General features: G+C 69.3%; 19 protein-coding genes. 5 read left to right on the top strand and 14 right to left on the bottom strand.

What is annotated here, in order from left to right:
• Positions 1–58: 58 nt before the first annotated feature.
• Positions 59–1,303, top strand: coding sequence for a mandelate racemase/muconate lactonizing enzyme family protein (locus tag N5095_RS01995; RefSeq protein ID WP_267620498.1), 1,245 nt, complete (start codon positions 59–61; stop codon positions 1,301–1,303).
• A 30-nt stretch (positions 1,304–1,333) separates the two neighbouring features.
• Here the strand turns inward: N5095_RS01995 and N5095_RS01990 are convergent, their stop codons facing one another.
• From N5095_RS01990 to N5095_RS01955, 8 genes are all read right to left on the bottom strand, one after another.
• Positions 1,334–2,221: an HpcH/HpaI aldolase family protein gene (locus tag N5095_RS01990; protein WP_267620495.1), complete on the bottom strand. Its 888-nt coding sequence runs from the start codon at positions 2,219–2,221 to the stop codon at positions 1,334–1,336.
• Positions 2,218–3,438: a mandelate racemase/muconate lactonizing enzyme family protein gene (locus N5095_RS01985; protein WP_267620492.1), complete on the bottom strand. Its 1,221-nt coding sequence runs from the start codon at positions 3,436–3,438 to the stop codon at positions 2,218–2,220. Before N5095_RS01985 ends, N5095_RS01990 begins: the two co-directional genes overlap by 4 nt.
• A gap of 235 nt (positions 3,439–3,673) precedes the next feature.
• Positions 3,674–4,795, bottom strand: coding sequence for a Gfo/Idh/MocA family protein (locus N5095_RS01980; protein WP_267620490.1), 1,122 nt, complete (start codon positions 4,793–4,795; stop codon positions 3,674–3,676).
• Between the two features lie 323 nt (positions 4,796–5,118).
• Positions 5,119–6,222 (bottom strand): mandelate racemase/muconate lactonizing enzyme family protein, encoded by a 1,104-nt coding sequence (locus N5095_RS01975; protein ID WP_267620487.1) that lies wholly within the window; start codon positions 6,220–6,222, stop codon positions 5,119–5,121.
• Between the two features lie 85 nt (positions 6,223–6,307).
• Complete coding sequence (locus N5095_RS01970; protein WP_267620484.1) at positions 6,308–7,054, bottom strand: SDR family oxidoreductase; 747 nt, start codon at positions 7,052–7,054, stop codon at positions 6,308–6,310.
• A 127-nt stretch (positions 7,055–7,181) separates the two neighbouring features.
• Positions 7,182–8,321 (bottom strand): hypothetical protein, encoded by a 1,140-nt coding sequence (locus tag N5095_RS01965; RefSeq protein ID WP_267620481.1) that lies wholly within the window; start codon positions 8,319–8,321, stop codon positions 7,182–7,184.
• Between the two features lie 6 nt (positions 8,322–8,327).
• Positions 8,328–8,609: a hypothetical protein gene (locus N5095_RS01960; protein WP_267620479.1), complete on the bottom strand. Its 282-nt coding sequence runs from the start codon at positions 8,607–8,609 to the stop codon at positions 8,328–8,330.
• Between the two features lie 117 nt (positions 8,610–8,726).
• Entirely contained in the window at positions 8,727–9,704 is a 978-nt protein-coding gene (locus N5095_RS01955) for a D-2-hydroxyacid dehydrogenase (protein WP_267620476.1), read from the bottom strand.
• A gap of 112 nt (positions 9,705–9,816) precedes the next feature.
• Between N5095_RS01955 and N5095_RS01950 the strand changes: the two genes are divergently transcribed.
• The 4 genes from N5095_RS01950 to N5095_RS01935 all read left to right on the top strand — a co-directional run bounded on the left by N5095_RS01950 (position 9,817) and on the right by N5095_RS01935 (position 13,359).
• Complete coding sequence (locus N5095_RS01950; protein ID WP_267620474.1) at positions 9,817–11,115, top strand: nickel pincer cofactor-dependent isomerase, group 22; 1,299 nt, start codon at positions 9,817–9,819, stop codon at positions 11,113–11,115.
• A 93-nt stretch (positions 11,116–11,208) separates the two neighbouring features.
• A complete protein-coding gene (locus N5095_RS01945) occupies positions 11,209–11,997 on the top strand; it encodes an SDR family oxidoreductase (protein ID WP_267620471.1) in 789 nt (262 codons plus the stop codon).
• 188 nt (positions 11,998–12,185) lie between these two features.
• On the top strand, positions 12,186–12,536 hold the full coding sequence (locus N5095_RS01940) for a cupin domain-containing protein (protein ID WP_267620468.1): 351 nt from the start codon (positions 12,186–12,188) through the stop codon (positions 12,534–12,536).
• A gap of 1 nt (position 12,537) precedes the next feature.
• Positions 12,538–13,359 (top strand): fumarylacetoacetate hydrolase family protein, encoded by an 822-nt coding sequence (locus N5095_RS01935; protein WP_267620465.1) that lies wholly within the window; start codon positions 12,538–12,540, stop codon positions 13,357–13,359.
• 36 nt (positions 13,360–13,395) lie between these two features.
• Here N5095_RS01935 and N5095_RS01930 read toward each other — a convergent pair whose 3' ends face one another.
• The 6 genes from N5095_RS01930 to N5095_RS01905 all read right to left on the bottom strand — a co-directional run bounded on the left by N5095_RS01930 (position 13,396) and on the right by N5095_RS01905 (position 20,540).
• A complete protein-coding gene (locus N5095_RS01930) occupies positions 13,396–14,622 on the bottom strand; it encodes a hypothetical protein (RefSeq protein WP_267620461.1) in 1,227 nt (408 codons plus the stop codon).
• A 10-nt stretch (positions 14,623–14,632) separates the two neighbouring features.
• Complete coding sequence (locus N5095_RS01925) at positions 14,633–15,688, bottom strand: isocitrate/isopropylmalate dehydrogenase family protein (RefSeq protein WP_267620459.1); 1,056 nt, start codon at positions 15,686–15,688, stop codon at positions 14,633–14,635.
• 113 nt (positions 15,689–15,801) lie between these two features.
• A complete protein-coding gene (locus N5095_RS01920; protein ID WP_267620457.1) occupies positions 15,802–16,968 on the bottom strand; it encodes an ABC transporter ATP-binding protein in 1,167 nt (388 codons plus the stop codon).
• Positions 16,969–17,060: 92 nt separating this feature from the next.
• Positions 17,061–17,900, bottom strand: coding sequence for a carbohydrate ABC transporter permease (locus N5095_RS01915; RefSeq protein WP_267620455.1), 840 nt, complete (start codon positions 17,898–17,900; stop codon positions 17,061–17,063).
• Positions 17,901–17,912: 12 nt separating this feature from the next.
• Positions 17,913–18,860 (bottom strand): carbohydrate ABC transporter permease, encoded by a 948-nt coding sequence (locus N5095_RS01910; protein WP_267620453.1) that lies wholly within the window; start codon positions 18,858–18,860, stop codon positions 17,913–17,915.
• Between the two features lie 87 nt (positions 18,861–18,947).
• The gene (locus N5095_RS01905) at positions 18,948–20,540 is read right to left on the bottom strand and encodes an ABC transporter substrate-binding protein (protein ID WP_267620450.1); all 1,593 of its coding nucleotides are present in this window, start codon (positions 20,538–20,540) and stop codon (positions 18,948–18,950) included.
• Positions 20,541–20,586: the final 46 nt, after the last annotated feature.

Genomic DNA, 20,586 nt, shown 5'->3' with positions numbered 1-20,586 from the left:
CCCGTCTCCGTCGTCAGCCGCGTGGGGCTTTATGCTCTCTCGGGTGCGACGGGTTCGCATGCGAATCAGTGACATTTCCGCCTGGACGCTGAGCTCGCCGATCGACCCCCCGCAGGAGCGCCGTTTCTACGGCGGGGTGCGCCGGCTCCTGAAGCGCGACGCCGTGCTCGTTCGGCTCGAAACCGCCGACGGCGCGGTCGGCTTCGCCCCCGGCGGCGCGAGCAGTTCGGCGATGCGCGAGTACTTCGAGGGCGCCTCCCACGGCGGGTTCGTCGACCTCCTCGAGTCGGACGTCGCCGACGCCGTCGCCGGCGCCGACGCGGACGACCCGGGGGAGCTCGCGACCCGAATCCGCGACCTGGGGCTGCCGCGGCTCCTCGAGTCGCAGGCCATCTCGGCGGTCGACGTTGCCGCCCACGACGTGTGGGGGAAAGCGGCGGGAGCACCCGTCTACGAACTCCTGGCCGAGGAGGCGGCCGACATCAGCACATCGCTCCCGCTGTACGCCAGCGCCGGGATGTACATGGAACCGGAGGGGTACGCAGAGCAGGCCGCAGCCATCCAGGAGCGCGGGTTCGGCGGCTACAAGTACCGACCCGGGCTCGGCCCCGACGAGGACCGTCGAACCCTCCGCCTGCTCAGAGAGCGCGTCGGGGACGGGATGGACCTGATGGTCGACGCCCACACCTGGTGGAAACTCGGCGAGCGCTCCTACACGTTCGACGAGATAGTCGCCCTCCTCGACGACTTCGCCGAACACGACCCCTACTGGGTGGAGGAACCCGTCGAACCGGGTGACCACGGCGCCTACGCCCGGTTGGCAGAGCGCACCGACGTCCCACTCGCCGGCGGCGAGAGCGAGGAGTCGCCGGAGGGGCTCGTCGCCCTCGCCGAGGACGGGCGCGTCGACTTCCTCCAGGGGGACGTCCGCCACCACGAGGGGTTCACGGGGACGATGCGTGCGGCCCGCCACTGCGCCGGGCGCGACGTCCGGTTCGTCCCCCACAACTTCGGGACGAACCTGGGGCTGGTCGCGAACGCCCACCTCACCGCGGCGGCGCCGGAGACGCGGCTCCTCGAGTACCCCGTCTTCGGCGACGACGTCGCCGGGATGTACCCGTTCCCGCTCGCCGAGGCGGTCCTCGACACCGACCTCGACCTCTCGGACGGAACGCTCACGGTCCCCGACGGCCCCGGCCTCGGCGTGGAGGTGAACCTCGACGTCGTCGAGGAGTACCCCGAGATAGAGGGGCCGTGGACCGAGTTCGAGTACGACGAGGGTGTGAAGCCGGGCGGAGAGTAGGTCGTTCCCCGCCCTCGCCGCGACGCTACTTCATCGCTCTTTCAGCGCGTCGGCACACTCAGACAGCGTCCGCCGTGCGCCCTCCTCGAGGTAGGTCGCGTCGACGCCGGCGGCGAGGTAGTCGACGCCCCACTCGGCGAGGCGCGTCCGCCGCGACTCGGCGTCGGTCGCGAGCGTCCCGACCGCGACGCCCTCGTCGTCGGCGACCGAGAGGACGCGGTCGACCGCGTCCTGGAAACGCTCGTCGTCCCACGCCCCGAGCAGCCCCATCGACGTCGAGAGGTCGACGGGGCCGACGAACACGCCGTCGACCCCGTCGACCGCGGCGATGTCGGCGACGTTCTCGACCGCCTCCTCGGACTCTATCTGGACGAACCGCGCGAAGCGGTCGTCGGCGGACGCGACGTAGCCGTCCAGGTCGCGCCCGTAGTCGGTCGCGCGTCCGAGACCAACCCCGCGACTCCCGGCGGGCGGGTAGCGCGTCGCGTCCACTATCGCTTCGGCCTCCTCGGCGGTGTCGACCATCGGGACGAGCAGTGCATCGGGGTCCAGGTCCATCGTGCGCTTCAGTTCGACGGGGTCGTGGCCGCCGACGCGGACCAGCGTCTCCGTTCCCCCTGGTGCGGCGTCGACCGCCCGGAGCAGGTTCGCCATCGTCTCGAAGGAGACCGGCGCGTGCTCGGCGTCGACGCAGAGGAAGTCGAAGCCGCTCCCGGCGAGCAGTTCGGCGACCATCGGATGTGGCACCGAGAGCCACCCGCCAAGCAGCGGCTCGTCGGCCGTCGCGGCACGGCGGAGCCGTGGGCCGGGGTCGTCGGCGTCGTTGGCGTCGTTGGCGTCGGACTCGGTACCTGCGTGGCTCCCCGCCGCGTCGTCGCTCGACTCGCCGCCCCCGCTCTCGCCGCCGTACTCCGTCATCCGAACATCGTGCCGGGGTCGAGGAGGTGCTCGGAGACGACGTCCTCGTCGAGTTCGATGCCGAGCCCCGGGGTCTCGGGCACGTCGATGTACCCCTCCTGGATGAGCGGTTCGTCGCGGACGAGCATGTCGTCCCACCAGTCGACCTCCAGGGCGTGGTACTCCAGGGTGTCGAAGTTGGGGACGACCGCGCCGAGGTGGACGCAGGCCACCGTCCCGACCGGACTGCAGACGTTGTGCGGCGAGAAGGCGATGTAGTTCTCCTCGGCGCGGCTGGCGATGGCCTTCGACTCGGCGAGGCCGCCGCAGGTGCTCGGGTCCGGCGTGACGACGTCGACGCCGAAGTCGTACAGCAGTTCCTTGAACTCGTGGACGCGGAAGCGGTTCTCCCCCGTCGCCAGCGGCGTGTCGGTCGCGCGGTTCACCTCCCGCTGGGCGTCCATGTTCTCGGGCGGGACGACGTCTTCCAGCCACATCAGGTCGTACGGCTCCAGCTTGTTCGCGATGCGCTTCGCGCTGTCGATGGAGTAGTCCCAGTGGATGTCGAACGCGAGGTCGATTTCGTAGCCGATGGCTTCCCTGATTGCCTCGACGGTGTCGACCTTCCGCTGAATCGCCGCGTTGCTCACCCGACCGTTGTACGGGTCGGGGTGGTTGTCGAACGGCTGGTCGAGGTCGAACTTCAGCGCGGTGAACCCCATGTCGGCGACGCGTTCGGCCTCCTCGGCGTACGCCTCGACGGAGTATGCGTCGTCGTCGTGGGCCGCGTGGTAGCCGTGTTCGAGTTCGAACGCCTCGCCGGCGTGGCAGTCGCAGTAGATGCGCACCGAGTCGCGGTACTTCCCGCCCAGCAACTGGTACGTCGGCACGCCGAGAATCTTCCCGGCGGCGTCCCAGAGGGCGATTTCGATGCCGGAGGCCGCCGTGACGACCTTCCCGGTCGTCCCGCCGTGGCCGGACGTCTCCTGGACCATCCGGCGGAACAGCCGCTCGACGTCGAGGGGGTTCTCCCCGATCAGGAACTCCTCCATGTACTCCATCACCTCGATGACGCCGCCGCCGCGGTAGGACTCCCCGAGGCCCGTGACGCCCGCATCGGTGTGGACGCGGACGAGGTTCCACTCGAAGTTCCCTTCGACGACGCAGGTCTCGATGCCGGTGATCTCCACATCCCGACCCTCCCCGCGGGTCGGCGCGTGGTTCGAGAAGTCCCTCATCGAAGACTCCCGCCGGGCAGTTCGTAGTCGCTACGCTGTCCGTCTCTCCGACCGCTGGCTCGTGGTCGCATCGTACCTCCGAGAGGTATGCGCTACACCATAACAGTTCGCACGGCGACGGTTCGTGCCGGGAGCGACGGGAGTACCGAGACACCGAGACACCGAGACACCGAGACACGAAGAGTACTTGCAGCGCCGAGAGCGTCGGGCCGACGCCGTCCCGTCCCTCGCTTCCCTACGCTCCGTCCGTCTCCGACGGATGCGGCGGTCGGTCGTCCCCGCGCTCGGGCACCACCTCCCCGGCCTCGACCAGCGACTCCAGCGGATGGTCGTAGACGCCGGTGAGCGGGAGTTCCACGCGACCCCGTCGGCGCGAGGACTCGTGGCCGGCGAACAGTATCTCCGTCGTGTTCAGCGCGTGACGGGCCTCCAACGCCGTCTCGGCCTCCCCGTCGAGCGCGCCGAGGACGTCGTCGATGGCGAGGTCGACCCGGCCGTCGAACTCGTCGGCCACCTCCACCTCGGTCCACCCCTCGCCGTCGCGGCGGTACGCGAGTCCCGGCCCGTCGCGCCGGCCGATCTCGATTACCCCCTCGCCGCCGACGAGGCGGAACCAGCAGTCGTAGAAGTCGTACGGCCCGTCCGACAGCGGGACGTCGTCGCCGGTCGCGGCGACCCCGTGGACGCCGTTCTCGTACTGCCACGAGACGAACGCGTGGTCGGCGGTGTGGACGCCGTAGCGGACGTGCTCGGTGCTGTAGTCGAGTTGGCCCATCACCCACGCCCCGCGGTGCTCGTCGTTGAACATCGCCGCGAGGTCGAGGGTGTGAGTCCCGTTGTCGAAGAAGTTCCCCCACGAGATTTCGACGCGTTCGAGGTCGCCGACGACGCCGTCGTCCAGCAGCCTCTTCGCCCGGCGAAACGGGTCGCCGAAGCGCCGCTGGTGGCCGAAGGTGAGCTGGACGCCCGCGCGGTCGCAGACGTGGGCCATCGCCCGCGCCCCGGCCCAGGTGCGGGCCATCGGCTTCTCGCAGTGGACGGCCTCGACGCTCCCGTGCTCGGCACAGCCGACGACGATGTCGGCGTGGGTCGGGATTGGGGTGCAGACGCTCACGAGGTCCGGGTCGCTCCCGTCGAGCATCGCTGCGTAGTCCTCGTAGACGCCGCCCTCGGACACGCCGTACTCCGCGGCGAACCGGTCCGCGTACTCCGGGACGACGTCCGCACAGGCGACGAGTTCGCAGTCGTCGCGGTCGCGGTAGGCGTCGGCGTGTTCGTACGCGAAGGCGTGGCTCCGGCCGCTGATGTCCGTCTCCCGTCCCGGCCCGACGCCGACGACGGCGACTCGATGTGACATGTGTGTTCGTGTGACGGGACGGCGCTTCACGCTTGGGGTGGTTTTCTGAGTAGTGGTCAGCTATGATAAAACCGGAGGGACAAGCGTCGAATCGATGGATACGGAAGCCCCCGGGTTCTCGGATCCGGGGCCTCGCTGCGCGCTTCGCTCGGCTCCGCCTCGCTCCAGTGCTTGCGTCGGCCGCGTTCGCCGAGAACCCGGCCCCTTCCGAATTCCCACCCAAAAGCGGCTGTTCGGCCACTCGCCGCCATCCCTCTGCTCAGTGAGTCGATCGACCAAACGGGACCGTGAAACGCAGGGGCCTGGAGGTCGACCCTCAGTCCTCAGATCAGATACTGCTCCAGCGCGTCGTCGTCGAAGGTGACGCCGTGGCCGGGACGGTCCGGGATGGGGAGTTCGCCGTCCTCGGCCTCCATCGGGTGTTCGAGCACGTCGTCGAACGCCTTCACGTCCGAGTCGCGGTAGAAGTACTCCGCCCAGAGGCCGTTCTCGATGGCGCCCAGCAGGTGGACGTGCAGGTCCCAGTTGTAGTGCGGGGCGACGGGGATGTCGTAGGACGCGGCGGTGTTGGCGACGCGCATCCACTCGGTCACCCCGCCGACGACGGAGACGTCGGGCTGGACGACCTCGACGGCGCCCTCGCGCAGGAGTTCGGCGAATCCGTAGCGCGAGAACTCCAGTTCGCCCGCGGCGACGGGGTACGGGAGCGCGTCGTTCACCTCGGCCATCAGCGAGACGCTGTCGGGCATCACCGGCTCCTCGATGAAGTACGGGTCGTACTCGGCGAACGCCCGGCAGGCCCGCACCGCCTCCTGCTTGTGCTTCCACTTCCCGTTCGCGTCCATCAGCAGCGTCCGGTGTGGGCCGATGGTCTCCCGGACGGCGGCGACGCGCTCGACCTCGCGTTCCAGGGACTCGCGCCCCACCTTCATCTTCACCGCGTCGTGGCCGCGGTCGACGTACCGTTCCATCTCCTCGCGCAGGCCGTCTAGCCCCTTCTCGTCGCGGTAGTAGCCGCCGCTGGCGTAGGCAGGGATGCTGTCTTTGCTCGCGCCGAGCAGTTTGTACAGCGGGAGGTCCGCCCGCTTGCCCTTCAGGTCCCACAGCGCGATGTCGACGATGGAGATGGCCCGCAGGAGGACGCCTTTCCGGCCGATCTGGACCGTCCCGTCGAACATCTCGCGCCAGAGGCGGGTCGTGTCCGCGGGGTCCTCCCCCTCGACGATGGGTGCGAGCAGGTCGGAGACGGCGTCGGCGACGAGCGTCGCGCCCCCGTAGCCGAGCGTGTAGCCGACTCCCTCGTTGCCCGCGTCGTCGCGGATGCGGACGACGGCGTGGTCGCGCTCCTCGACGACGCGCGTCGCGAACGCGACCGGTTCGTCGAGCGGGATGGAGACGGCGAAACTCTCGATGTCGCTGACTGTCATGCGTGCGACCGGTCACGACCGGTCAGCAAAAGGGTTGGGGTGTGAGGACATCCGACAACCGGTCGGCATCCGGCGCACGACCGGGTCAGAAGTGTGCGAACTTGTCCCGCCGGTAGAGGTCGATTTCGCTGGCGACGTTCGGCGACTCGCGGCTCGCCGCGAAGACGATGGCCTCGGCGACCTCCGGCGGCTCGGTCACCTCGCCCGCCTCGAACTCGCGCTTGAGCGGGTCGCCGTCCTCGGAGCCGAACTCCGTGCGCACCTCGGTCGGGTTGATAACCGACACCGCGACGCCGTCGTCGCCGACGGCGCCCTCCAGACTGAGCGCGAACCCGCGCGTCCACCACTTCGTCGCCGCGTACACCGGGGCGTCCGGGCGAGGGTACTGCCCGGCGAAGCTCCCGACGAACACGAGGCTCCCCTCGGAGTCGGTGAGGTGGGGGAGCGCCGCCCGCGACGTGAAGAAGGTGCCATCGACGTTCACGTCCATCATGTGGCGGTACTTCTCGGTCGACAGCTCCTCGACGTCGCCCTCGCGGCCCAGTCCGGCGTTGTTGACGACCACGTCGAGGCCGCCGAACGCGTCGACGGTCTCCTCGACCATCGCCTCGACCTGGTCCTCGTCGGTGACGTCCGTCGGGACGACGAGCGCCTCGACGCCGTGCTCGGACGCCAGTTCGTCGGCGAGCGACTCCAGCCGGTCCTCGCGTCGCGCCGCGAGGGCGACGTCCGCCCCTCGTTCGGCGAACGCGCGGACGGTCGCCGCGCCGATTCCAGAGGTCGCCCCGGTGACGAGCGTCGCTGCCCCCGCTAGCGGGTCGTCTGCTACCATACCCCGTCCTCACGCTCTAGTACCAAAAATGGGGCTGGTGGGGTCGGTCGGACGGGGCTGGTGTCGACCTCGCACTCTCTCTGTGGGTCGCCGTGTCATCGCCGCCTCGACCACCTCGACCGAGTTCTCAGCCCGTCGTCGCGGCGCCCACCCCGCCCGGGGTCGTCACTGCGGACGTCGCGGCGGCCGGCGACGCGTTCCCGTCTTCGGTCGCCGCGCCCCGGGCGGCCGCGTCCGTGCGGAGTTGCTCGCCGAGCCGCCGGAGTGCGGCGACGTCGCCCGAGAGGGCCTCGCTGTCGGCCCGTTCGGCGAGCGCCGTCGCCACCGACCGCTCGGCCTCCCGGAGTTCGGCGTCGAGGCGGTCCGCCCGCTCGACCTGTTCCGGCGTAACCGACCCCTCGCGGGCCGTCGCGAGCAGGTCGCGGGCGTCGCTCGACACCGCGAGCGCCTGCCTGCCGTGACCGGCTATCTCGGCGCTGTCGTTCCCCTCCCACCGAATCTCGGTCGCCTCCTCGTCGACGATGCCGACGAGGAACGACGCCTTCCGAAGTTGGGTCTCCGTCGGCGACACCCCGGGGTTGACGTCGCCGCTCGCGTCTATCACCATCAGGGCCGTGCGCTCGGCCGGGTTGTACGCGTCCGAGGGGTACGCCCCGCCGCCGAGGGCGAAGACGCCCACGACGAGAATCGCGAACACGAACACGCCGAGAAATACGCGCGGGGCGCCCCGTATCGGTTCGACCCCCTCGAAGGGGTTGTCGCGGGTCCGGTCGAACGACAACGAACAGGCGCTCGCGACCGCGTCGGCGAGCGTCCCCGTCTTCTCGGAGGCGCCGGTGACGACCATCCGCCCGCCGTCGGTCACCCGGACGAAGCAGTTGTGGAAGCCGCTGTAGGTGACGGTGAGCCCCGGCCCCTCGTCGAACGCGTCGCGCTCGACGCGGTCGTACGTGCCGTCTCCCTCGAGGGCCGCGTACACCGACTCGAGGGCCTCGAAGGCGTCGTCCACCGACGACTCCGAGACGTAGACCGCGCCCAGCTCCTCGCTGAACCCGGCGTCCTCGTCGGCGTAGCGCCGGTAGTACGAGCGGATGCCCGCCTTCGAGTGCGCGAGCGCAGCGGGGAGGCCGGCGGCGACGACGGCTAACGCGAACCCCCCGACGAACCGGAGCGGCGACCCGCCGTAGCTGACCATCGCCCAGAGGGCGGTCAACCCGACCAGCAGTCCGCCGCCGTAACTCAGTGTCCGGAGCTTGTTCACACCCATCGCGACTCAGCCCAGGAACGTCCGCTTCAGTCGTCCGACGATGCCCGGGCTGCGCGCCTCGCTCTCGGCCTCGCAGACGGGGCCGAGCTTCCGTTCCAGGTCCGCCCGGTCCTCGAACCGCTCGACGTCGGCCGTCACCAGCAGCTCCGAGAGCATCATCGTGTTCCCCTTCTCGTCGATCTGCACGCTCTCGAGCGCGTAGTTGCGCTCCAGGCGCCCCGCCGACACCGGGTACGACCACCCCGCGTCGTCGACGATTCGGTGGACCGCGTCGGGACCGTGTGCCATACGTTGGCAACGACGGCGCTCGAACATAAAGACATCGTCGTCGTCCCGTGGTCCTGCGGTCTCCCCGCGTCGGCCCGGCCTCGGGCGGCGCTCCGCCGCCGTCCCGGGAGGGCCCGGTCAGGCCACCCGATTGCGGAGGTCGTCGTCGTCGCCCTCCAGCCGCTCCCAGTTGGTCGCGAGTATCTCGGCACACCGCTCGTAGTACGCGGGGGTGTGTCCCGAACTGTGGGGCGTGACGAACGCGTTGTCGAGGTCCCACAGCGGGTGGTCGCCAGGTAGCGGCTCCGGGTCGGTGACGTCAAGGGCGGCGCCGCCGATCGAGTTCCCCTGCAGCGCCCCGACGAGCGCATCCGTGTCGACGACGGGCCCGCGAGCGACGTTCACTAAGACGGCGTGAGGCTCCAGCGTGTCGAGTTCGGCCGCGCCGATCAACCCCCGCGTCTCCTCGGTCAGCGGACAGGCCAGCGCGACGTAGTCGCTGCGCGAGAGGGCGTCCGCGAACGCCTCGTCGTCGCGGAAGCCGACCACCTCGTCGGTCGGGCCGCCCTTCTCCGGCGAGTAGCGCGCGCCGACCGTCGTCACGCCGAACCCGTCCAGCCGCTCGACGATCGCCTCGCCGATGGCGCCGAGGCCGACGACGGTGACGGTGCTCCCGTACAGCTCGCTCGCCTGCCCCCGTCGCCACTCGTTTCGCTCCTCCTGGCGCCAGAACTGGCGGAACTCCCGAGCGAACGAGAGCATGCTCCCGACCACGTGCTCGGCGATGTTCGGCCCGTGGACGCCGGAGGCGTTGGTCACGGCCACCCCGCGGTCGGCGAGCGCGTCGAGGGGGAGGTCGTCGACGCCCGCCGACGTGCAGGCGAACAGCTCCAGGTTCGACGCCCGCTCGAGGCTCTCCCGGTCGATACTCCCGCCGGTGACGACGCGGGCCGTCCCGACGCCCTCGCGCTCGGCCGCTGCGGTCCCCGCCCGCTCGACGCGCACGCCGTCGGGCAACCGCTCCCGGAGCGCGTCGACGTACTCCGTCGTGGAGATGCCGTGGGCGCCTTTTCTGAGTACGAGCACGTCTATCCGGCCGCTCTCGTCCGTCGACATGTACCGCCCTACCGGCTCCCGGGAGAAATAGGTATGCACGGCCCTGACCCGGCCGGGACCTCCCGTCGGGCGGGGCTTTATCGCTCCGGCGCCCCGTCGAGTGAACAGAGACATGGAGTTCCCCGATGCCGACACCGTCGACGACGTGCTTCCGCCGGTGTCCTACCCCGAGTTCGTGGACGTCAGCTACGACCCGCCGACGCCCGAGGTGGACGACCCGGCCGCCGCGGCCCGCGAGGCGGTCGCCGACCTCCCGCTCGACTCGCTGCCGGCCGGCGCGACCGTCGCGGTCGGCCTCGGCAGCCGCGGCATCACGGACGTCGTCCCGGTCGCTACGGCCGTGGTCGACGAACTCCGGGAGCGCGGGTTCGACCCGGTTGCGGTGCCGGCGATGGGGAGCCACGGCGGTGCGACGTCGGAGGGCCAGCGCCGGACGCTCGCCGCGCTCGGACTCGACGAGGAGACGCTCGGCTGTCCCGTCGACGCCCGCATGGGGACCGAGGTGGTCGGCGAGACGCCCGCCGGCGACCCCGTCCACGTCGCGCTCCCGGCGGTCGAGGCCGACGGCGTCCTCGTCGTCAACCGGGTGAAGGCCCACACCAACTTCCGCGGGGCCTTCGAGAGCGGGCTGACGAAGATGACCGCGGTGGGGTTGGGAAAGCAGGCCGGCGCGAGCGCCATCCACGACCGCGCGCTCGTCGACGGCTACGTCGAGTCCCTCGACGCGACGTTCGAGGTCGTCCGCGAGTCGGTCCCCCTGCTCGGCGGCGTGGCCGTCGTCGAGAACTTCTACGACGACACGGCCGAGGTCACGGGGCTCGCCGCCGCCGCGCTCCCCGACGCCGAGACGGCGCTCCTCGAACGGGCCTACGAGTACATGCCGACGCTCCCCTTCGACGACCTCGACGCCCTCGTCGTCGACGAGGTCGGGAAGGACGTCTCCGGCACCGGGATGGACACCAACGTCATCGGGCGGTACAGCGCGCTCAACACGGACGACCCGGAGCACCCCGCCATCGACCGCATCGTCGTCCGGGGGCTAACCGAGGCGACCCACGGCAACGCCCACGGAATCGGTCTCGCGGACGTGACGACCGCCGCCGTCGCCGCCGAACTCGACTTCGACCAGATGTACGCCAACGCGCTCACGAGCGGGTCGCTGTCGAAGTCCGCGCTTCCGGTCGTCCTCCCCGACGACGAGCGCGCGCTCCGGGCCGCGCTCTCCTCCGCCGGCCCCTACGACCCCGAGACGGTCCGCGTCGCCTGGATACGCGACACGGGTCACCTCTCCTCCTTTCGCGTGTCGCCGGCGCTGGCCGAGGACCTCCCCGAGCACGTCGAGGCGGTCGGGCGTTCGCGCCTGAGCTTCTCGAACGGGGAGGCACGGTTCGAACCGGCCGATGACGGCTGAATCACCGTCCCGACGCCACGTTCTTCCGCCACCGTCGCCGGCTTGCCCCGTGGTAAACCTCTTTACCCCTCCGGGTTCGACGTTCCGGCCGCAATGGACCTCGAAATCGACGGCAACGTGGCACTCGTAACGGCATCCAGCAGCGGTCTCGGGAAGGCGTCGGCGCGGGCGCTCGCCCGCGAGGGCGCGAACGTCGTCATCAACGGACGCGACGAGGAGCGCCTCGAGGAGGCGGCCGAGGAGATTCGCGCGGACGCGACCGGCGAGGTCGTCACGCAGGCGGGGGACCTCACGGACCCCGACGACGTGGAGACGCTCGTGGAGCGAACGGTCGACGAGTTCGGCGGCCTCGACCACCTCGTGACGAGCGCCGGCGGGCCGCCCTCCGGCGCCTTCCTCGACACCGACGACGAGGACTGGCAGCAGGCGTACGAGCTGCTCGTGATGAGCGTCGTCCGGCTCGCCCGCGCGGCCGAACCCCACCTCAAGGAGGGCGACGGCGGCACCATCGTCACCATCACCTCCCGGAGCGTGAAGGAGGCCATCGACTCGCTCGTGCTCTCGAACTCGGTGCGGATGGGCGTCATCGGGCTGGAGAAGACCCTCTCGAAGGAGTTCGCCCCCGAGGTCCGCTCGAACGCCGTCCTCCCCGGCCCGCACGAGACCTCCCGCATCGAGGACCTCGTGAACCAGGCCGTCGACCGCGGCGAGTACGACTCCTACGAGGAGGGGCTCGGGGACTGGGCGACCAACCCGCTCGAACGCATCGGCGACCCGATGGAGCTCGGTAACACCGTCGCCTTCCTCTCCTCGCCGAAGTCCGGCTACATCAACGGCACCGCCATCCCCATCGACGGCGGGACGACCGGCGCGAACCTCTGATAGGGGTTATCGTAGCCGGACGGAGTTTCTCGCCCCCCGTGGGGGCGAGAATTCTACGAGGAGCTACGATAACCTCTATGAACGTCGGGCGACGCGCGTTCACGCACCCCGTTCTCGCTCCCGTTCTTCCCGATTCTTTGCCCCCGGCCGAAGCTTGATGTGCCCTCCCACACGTGTTCCGGGCACCCATGCGAGAGGTAGACTTCGAGGACGCGGAGACGTACGAACCGGACGAGGGATGGCGACGCGTATCGATGGCGGGCAGCGAGCAGTTCTCCTTCGAGTGGTTCGAGAAGCCGCCGGGGCACTCCTCGCCGATGCACGACCACGAGAACGAGCAGGTGTGTCTCTGCCTGGAGGGCGAACTCACCGTCGCCACCGAGGACGACGAGGTCACTCTAGAACGATTCGACTCGGTGCTGCTCGAGTCCTGGGAGACCCACCGCGTCGAGAACACCGGCGACGAGCGGGCCGTCGGCCTCGACGTGTTCGCCCCCGGTCGCTCCTTCGACTTCTGGACCGACCGCGAGGAGGAGTAGCGTGCGCTACCTGGCCCGCGACGCCGACGGCCGCGCGCTGCTCGGCGACGACGAGGGGTTCCGCCCGCTGTCGGCCGCGGACCCCTCGCTCTCGACGGTCCGGGACGCGCTCCCGCGGGCGGCCGCCGGCGACCTCCCCGACCCGACCGAGGCGACTGCGTCGCCGACCCCGACCGACCGACTCTCCTTCGACACGCCGCTTCCCGACCCGGGGAAGCTGTTCGGCATCGGTCTGAACTACGGCGACCACGCGGCCGACCTGGACGAGGACAGCCCGGACGAGCCGGCGAGCTTCTTCAAGCCGGCCACCGCGGCCACCGGCCCCGGCGGCCCCATCCGGCTCCCGCCCCGCGAGCGCACGGACCGGGTGACTGCGGAGGCCGAACTGGCGGTCGTCATCGGGCGCACCTGCCGGGACGTCGCCGTAGAGGACGCGGACTCGGTCATCGCGGGGTTCGTCCCCGTCATCGACATGACCGCCGAGGACGTGCTCCGGCGTAACCCCAGATTTCTCACCCGCGCGAAGAGCTTCGACACGTTCCTCGTGGTCGGCCCGCAAGTCGCCGTCCCCGAGGGCCGGATGGCGCTCGACGACGTCTCGGTGCGGACGGTCGTGAACGACGAGGTCGTCGCGGAGAACCGCATCGCGAACATGCATTTCCCGCCCCGGGAGCTGGTCGCGTTCCACTCCGAGGTGATGACGCTCGAACCTGGGGACGTCATCTCGACCGGGACGCCCGGCGCCCACCCGATCGAACCCGGTGACGCGGTGCGGGCGGAGGTCGACGGGGTCGGCTCCGTGGCGGCCGACGTCGTCAGGTGAGGTGCGGCGGCGACTCAGGCGGTCCCCGGTGACCCGTCAGGTTCCCGCACCGGTCGCGTTCCCGTCGAGCGTGAGTTCCGCGACGCAGTCCGCTCCCAGCCGCAGGCCGTCGGGCGTCGTCGCGTGCGACAGCAACAGGCGGCCCGTCTCTGCCGACCTTCGGCGGTCGGCGTCGCCCGGCCCGCTGCCGGACCGTTCTGCCGCCGTACTCGTTCCGTCCGATACCGGGTAGACGAGCACGCCCATCGTGTACCGACCCCACCGGAGGGCCACCGTCCGGTCGGCGGCCAGCGCGGCGCCCGCCGCGGCGGCGCGGTCGTCGTCCGGCCACCGATCGACCGTGAGCACGACTGTCGCCCCCGACGGGCTCCGGTAGCTCGTCTCGTGGCGAACCTCCGGCAGGTAGGGAATCGAGAGCTCGTTCGGCCCCCGGAAGGAGCTGACGTTCGTCGCCAGCCGAATCGTCCAGCCGTCGAGCCCGAAGGCGGTGGCGACGGCGACCGGCTCGGGCCGGAGGGCCGCGGGATGTGCGTCCCGTGGTGGCCGGGGGCAGGCGCTCCCGTTCCGGTCGGTCGCGCCGAGGGCCCCCGCCGGGGCCGCCGGACTCGTCGTCGGTCCCCCCGTCGACCGTCCAGCGGTCGTCTCCGCCTCGGTCGCGGTCCGACCGTCGGAGGCACCCCCCGCGTCGGTGGGCCCGATACCGGTCCAGGGGACGGTCACGGGTGCGGCGGTCACGACCAGCGCCGCGAGGACGACTGCGAGGAGCACACCCGCGGCGGCGCCGGTCGCTTGCCGGTCCGGTACGTCACTCGCCCGAGAAACAACCCGCCGAACGTCGAACCCGCCGAAGCGTCTCTCTCCGCCGGCGTCGTCGAACGCGCCGCTTCCGAAGTGGCAGTCGAGAAGCGGCGGGAGGTCCTCGCGGTCGACGGCGTACAGCGCCATCGCGTGGAGGTCGTCCGGACCGACGACCCGGGTTCCGTCGAGGGCGCCGGCGTCGGCATCGCCATCAAGCGCCCGTCCGAGGACGACCGCGTCGACGGCGGAATCGGCTCCGGCTACGATGTCGATTGCCCGCCGAGCCGTCGTCGCCACCACGAGCCGGCGGTGCTCGCCGGACGGGCGCTCGACCAGCAACCCCCCGTCCGTCCGTTCGACCGTCCCGCCCCGGGTCGATTCGAGGTCCCCGACGAGCCGGACGAGCGCCTCGCGGTCCAACTCGCGGAGCCGACGGACGAACGCGTCGCGGGATGGGGGCTCCATCCGGACCCACTCAGAGACGGTCTCTGAGGTCCCGCACGACCGCCTCGGTGCCGGCGTCGCCGCCGAGGTCGGGCGTCCGAGGGGCGTCGCCGTCGGCGAGTTGGTCGGCCACGGCCCCACGGAGGCGCTCCCCGGCCGCCTCCTCGCCGAGGTGGTCGAACAGCATCGCCCCGGAGAGGACGGTCGCGAGCGGGTTGGCGACGCCCTGGCCGACGATGTCGGGGGCGCTCCCGTGGACGGGCTCGAACATCGACGGGTAGTCGCCCTCGACGTTGACGTTCGCGGAGGGAGCGAGCCCCATGCTCCCGGTGACGATGGCGCCGAGGTCGGTGAGGATGTCGCCGAAGAGGTTCGAGGCGACGACGACGTCGAACTCGTCGGGCCGGCGGACGAAGTCCATCGAGGCGGCGTCGACGAGCAGGCGTTCGACTTCCACGTCGGGGTACTCCTCGCCTACCTCCGCGACGACGTCGTCCCACAGCACCATCCCGTAGGCCTGGGCGTTCGACTTCGTCACGTTCGTCAGTTTGCCGTCGCGCTCGGTCGCGGCCTCGAACGCCGCGCGGACGACGTCCTCGGTCCCCTGCCGGGTGAACACCGCGCTCTGTATCGCCACCTCGTGGTCGAACCCGCGGTGTTCGCGCCCGCCGACGTCCGCGTACTCCCCCTCCGTGTTCTCCCGGAAGACGACGAGGTCGATGTCGCCACCCCCGTACCCCCGCAGGGGGCTCTCGACGCCCTCGTACAGCACGGCCGGACGCCTGCACACCTGCTGGTTGAAGCGCTTGCGGATGGGGAGCATCAGTCCCCGCAGCGTCACGTGGTCGGGGATGTCGGGGTGGCCGACCGCGCCGAGGAGGATGGCGTCGCGGTCCCGGAGGCGGTCGATCCCGTCGTCGGGCATCATCGCCCCCTCGTCGAGGTAGCGCTCGCTCCCCCAGTCGAAGCGTTCGTAGTCGAGCGAGAAGCCGGCGTCCGTGGCGGCGTCGTCCAGTACGGGTCGCGCGGCCGCTACGACCTCCTGACCGATCCCGTCGCCCGGAATCAGGGCGATGTCGTATGCCATACTCTCACGTGTCGGAGCGACCCTCAAAAACGTTCGCGTCCCGGTCGTTCCAGCGGCCCCTCGGTCGGTGCCGGAACGTACCGCGAGTCGGGTGAGCTGTCGGCGTCGAGCGGTCAGTCGGCGGCGGTATCTGACTGCTCCGGGGGCGCCGACACGCTCGCCTGGGAGCGCCCGTGGACGAGCGCATCTCCGGTTCGAGCGTCGAACAGGTGGACGTTCTCCTCGTCGAAGGTGAGCGTCACCGTCTCATCCTCCTCCGGCTCGATCTCGGAGGGGGTGCGGACGCGGAACTCCTGTCCCGCCAGGTCGAGGTAGATGAAGTTGTCCGACCCGATCACCTCGACGACGTCGACCGTCGCCTCGATGCTCTTCTCGGGCGGCGCGCCCGCCTCGATTCTGATGTTCTCGGGCCGGACGCCGAGGACCAGGTCGGAGCTGGCGTCGTCGAGGTTCCCGACCATCCCGTCCGACACTTTGTAGCTCACCTCGTCGCCGACGAGCGTCCCACTTCCCGTCCCGTCGCGGTCGAGTTTCACGTCGAGGAAGTTCATCGACGGCGAGCCGATGAAGTCGGCGACGAACCGGTTGTTGGGCTCGTAGTACACCTCCTTCGGCGTACCGACCTGCTGGAGGCGGCCGTCGTTGAGGATGACGATTCGGTCGGCCATCGTCATCGCCTCCTCCTGGTCGTGGGTCACGTAGATGGTCGTGATGCCGACCTCCGAGTGGATGCGCGCCAGCTCGGTGCGCATGTGCTTGCGGAGCTTCGCGTCGAGGTTCGACAGCGGCTCGTCGAATAGGAAGACGGCAGGCTCGCGCACGATTGCACGACCCGTCGCGACGCGCTGTTGTTGCCCACCGGAGAGCGACGCCGGCTTCTTGTCGAGGAGGTCCTCGATGCCCATCATGTCGGCGGCCTCCTCGACGCGGCGGTTGATCTCCTGGTCGTCGAGGTCGGTGCTCAGCTGGAGCCCGTACGCCATGTTCCCACGAACGGTCTTGTGCGGGTAGAGCGCGTAGGACTGGAACACCATCGCGATGTCTCGGTCTTTCGGCGACTGTTCGTTGATACGCTCGCCCCCGAGTCGAATCTCGCCGTCCGTGATGGTCTCCAGTCCGGAGACCATCCGCAGCGTCGTCGACTTCCCGCAGCCCGAGGGGCCGACGAAGACGACGAACTCCCCGTCGTCGATGTCCAGGTCGAGCTCTTCGACGGCGACGATGGTGCCCGACGAGTCGTCGAACACCTTGGTGACTTTGTCGAGTTCGAGTTGTGCCATGGTTTATCGTTGCAGTGTGTTTTCCGCGTGGTCTTATATCTTTGACTCCCGTTTCGACGCGACCCGGCAGGGAAATTATCCCCCGGTGGTGGTCACCCGCCCGGGGACCCCCCGAGCCCCTCTCCGAGGTAACGCCGGGAGAGGCCGTAGAAGATCACCGGCGGCGCCACGAGCAGCACCACCGAGGCCATCAGCGTGTTCCACTCACGCAGCACGTCGCTGCCGAGGATGTAGTGGATGGCGACCGTCGCCGTTCGGACGCCCTCGTCGCTCGTGAGCACGAACACCCACAGGAAGTTGTTCCACGCGGTGAGGAACGCGAACAGCGCGGCAGCGCCGATCGCGGGCGCGCTCAGTGGCAGGACGATGCGCATGAACGCGGTCAGCTCGTTGTGGCCGTCGATAAGTGCCGCCTCCTCGATGTTCTCGGGAATCCCCTGTCGGAAGAACCCCTGTAACAGCCAGATGTTCTGGGGGAGCACGAATATCGACAGGGCGATGACGATGCCCGGCAGCGTGTTCACCAGGTTGAGGAAGTAGAACACCTCGTACACCGGAATCGTCAGCACGATCCAGGGGAACATGATGGTGAACACGGCGGTGTAGAACAGCGCCTGTCGACCCGGGAAGTCGAGTCGCGCGAACGCGTACGCGCCCGGAATGGCGAAGAACAGCGAGATGAGCGTCGCTCCGAACGCGACGATGATGCTGTTTCTGAAGTACAGCGGGAACGCGAAGTCGGCCCACACGGCGAAGTACGGGTCGAGGGTCAGCTCCCCCAGCGGGAGGAACCCGGTGTCGGGACTGATCGCCGCGAAGTTGGTCAGGATCGACGTCCGAAGGATCCAGTAGTACGGAACCACCGCGAACAGCGCGAACGCGATGATTCCGGCGTACAGCAGCGCCCGGTCTCGTTTGGTTGGGTTTAACATGGTAGTAGTACCTCAGACGTAGAGGTCGTCCTCCTGGTCGATTGCCTTGACGTAGATGACGGCCGCCGACATCGACAGCACGACCATCGCCATCCCGATCGTGTACGCCCGCGCGAAGTTCGTGTTGACGAACGCGACGCGGTACGTGAGGATGCTCATCAGCATCGTCTGCGTCCCGGGTCCGCCGCCGGTCAGGGCGAACGGCTGGGAGAACTCCGCGATGTTCCAGGCCGTCCGCAGCGAGAGGATGACGATCGTCGGGATGAGCAGATGCGGCAGCGTGACGTCCCGGAACCGGCGGAGTCGCCCGGCGCCCGACAGCGCCGCGGCCTCGTACTGCTCGCTCGGGATGCTCACGATCGCCGCGGCGTAGATGATCGCCGAGTAGGCGTAGTCGTGCCACGTCTGTGCGACGATCAGCGAGACGAACGGCCAGAAGTCCCCGGCGAGGAACGACGGGGCTGTCAAGCCGAAGAGACCGAACAACTTCGGAACGAACCCGAAGTTGGAGTCCAGGAACCACATCCAGATGACACCCCCGGCCAGCGGCGCCGAGAAGTACGGCGACATGATCAACACGCCGACCCAGTCCTTCGCGACCTCGCGGAGTTCGTTCAGCAGGAGCGCGGCGACGACACCTAACCCGAGCTGCGTGAACGTGGTCCCGAAGACGAACACGATGGTCCAGCCGAACGAGTAGAAGAACAGGTCGTTCGTCAGGAGCCAGGCGTAGTTGTCGAGCCCGATGAACTCCCCCGTGACGCCCAGCGAGGCGTTCGTGAACGTCATGAACACCCCCCGGGCGATGGGGAAGTAGAACAGGCCGGTGAAGGCGATGAAGGTGGGTATGATGAACAGGTATCCCACCCAGTTGTCCTTGATCCGATCCGTGAGCGTTCGCTCCCCGATACCGTACCGTTCGCGTATCTGGTCGGCTGTCCGACCCTGTTCCTGTGCCATGATGACTATGACCGATGTGTAACGAATAAATCTTTGGCCCCGCCGACGGGGGAAGTGGTTCGCGCTGCCCGGAGGCGGCGCGTCGCTTCAGCCCGACTCTTCGATTCGGGTCAGCACACGCTCGCGGACCAGACCGGGGGTCTCGTCGACGCTGTGCTGGCCGGCGATGGCCTGACTGATCGTCTCGTTGATGTCGGTCCACCGGATGGGGTCGGTCGCACGCAGGTCCCAGGCCCCGCCCGTGTTCGCGTACTGCTCGGCGTACTGGTTCTGGTTCTCGATCGCCCGCTGGAAGTTCTGGGGCAGGTCGGGGTACTCGTTGAGGAGCGGGTCCATCTTCGTGGCGAGACCCGGAATGGACTGGTAGTGCTCACCCCACGCCGGAAGCACGAAGTCGTCGTCGCTGAACAGGTACTGGGACAGCTCCCAGGCGCCCTGCTGCTTGGCGTTGCTCACGCCGCTGAACACGGTGTGGGCCTGTTCGAGCCCCCAGACGTGGCCACCGTGTTCGCCCTCGAGTCCCTCGAGGTCGCTGACCCCGATCTTGCTCCCGTACTCGGCGTCGAGCTTGGGGTCCGGCAGGAGCATGAAGTCCCCTTCGCCGTCGGCCCAGCCGATCGTCGCGTCCTCGTTGACCGCGAACCACCGACGGGCGGTCGGCGTCGCGTAGGTGAACGAGGCGACCCGGCCGGTGAGCATCAGCGACGGGATCTCCTCGTCGCCGCGCGAGGCGGCCTCGTCGCTGCTGAACTCGTTGGCCCGCTTAATGCAGGCCTTGATCATCCCGTCGGTCCGCCGGCGGTCCTCCTCCATGTCGGAGTTGGCGATGACCACGTCCGGGTCGTCGGGGTTCCCGCGGATCCAGGGGTCCGTCCCGCCGGTGTATGCGGTCCGGGCCTGCCCCCAGTAGGATTCCAAGTCGCCGGCGACGCCCGTCTCCTCGTAGGCGATGGTGTCCATCTCCTCGTCGATCTGCACGATGGCGTCGTGGAACTTGCTCCAGGTGTTCAGCTCCTCCATCGGGTTCTGGATGCCGACCTGGCTGAAAATCTTCGGTCGGATTCCGAGGTTGCTGCTGGTGTGGCGGATCGCGCCGGCCGACCACCACTGGTCGCGGAAGTTCGCGACCTCCTTGTTCGGGACCGTGAAGTCGTCCGGGAAGGTGTCTGACCCCTCGAAGAACTTCGTGTGGTCGACGAGTTGGTCGTTGAGGAAGAACTGGAGCCCTGCCGAACCGGACTCTGCGAGCGCCGGCGGGTTCCCGGACTGGACGGTCGAGGCCAGCTTGTTCTTCATGTCCCCGTAGGACGCCGTCTGCAGGCTGACGGAGACGTTGCCGGACTTCTCCTGGAAGTCCTGCATCGACTCCTGGAAGTGGCTCCGGATCGAGGAATTCTCGGCCGCCTGGGCCGACAGGAACTGGACTTCGACGGACTCGCTGCCGCCACCACCGCCGCCACCGCCGCCACCACCGGAGTCATTGCCGTCCCCGTCGCCACCGGTGTCGCCGCCGGTATCGTTGCCACCGTCGCCACCGTCACCCGTACAGCCGGCCAGGGCGCCCAGCGCACCGGCGGACGCGGCCGCCGTGGTCGCCTTGACGAAGTCACGTCGGGAACGGTCGGTGCCCGTCCCGTCGGTACTCTCGGCTGTCTTCTCACTCCTGCCGTCTGTTGACATACCGTACGCTAATCATCACCATTGTACTATAATGTTTACTCCCGCT

It is taken from the genome of Halobium salinum, assembly GCF_026586625.1.
GTDB classification, from domain to species: Archaea; Halobacteriota; Halobacteria; order Halobacteriales; family Haloferacaceae; genus Halobium; species Halobium salinum.
The sequence above is the reverse complement of the archived record's forward strand: the minus strand, read 5'-3'. Positions and strand labels throughout refer to the sequence as shown.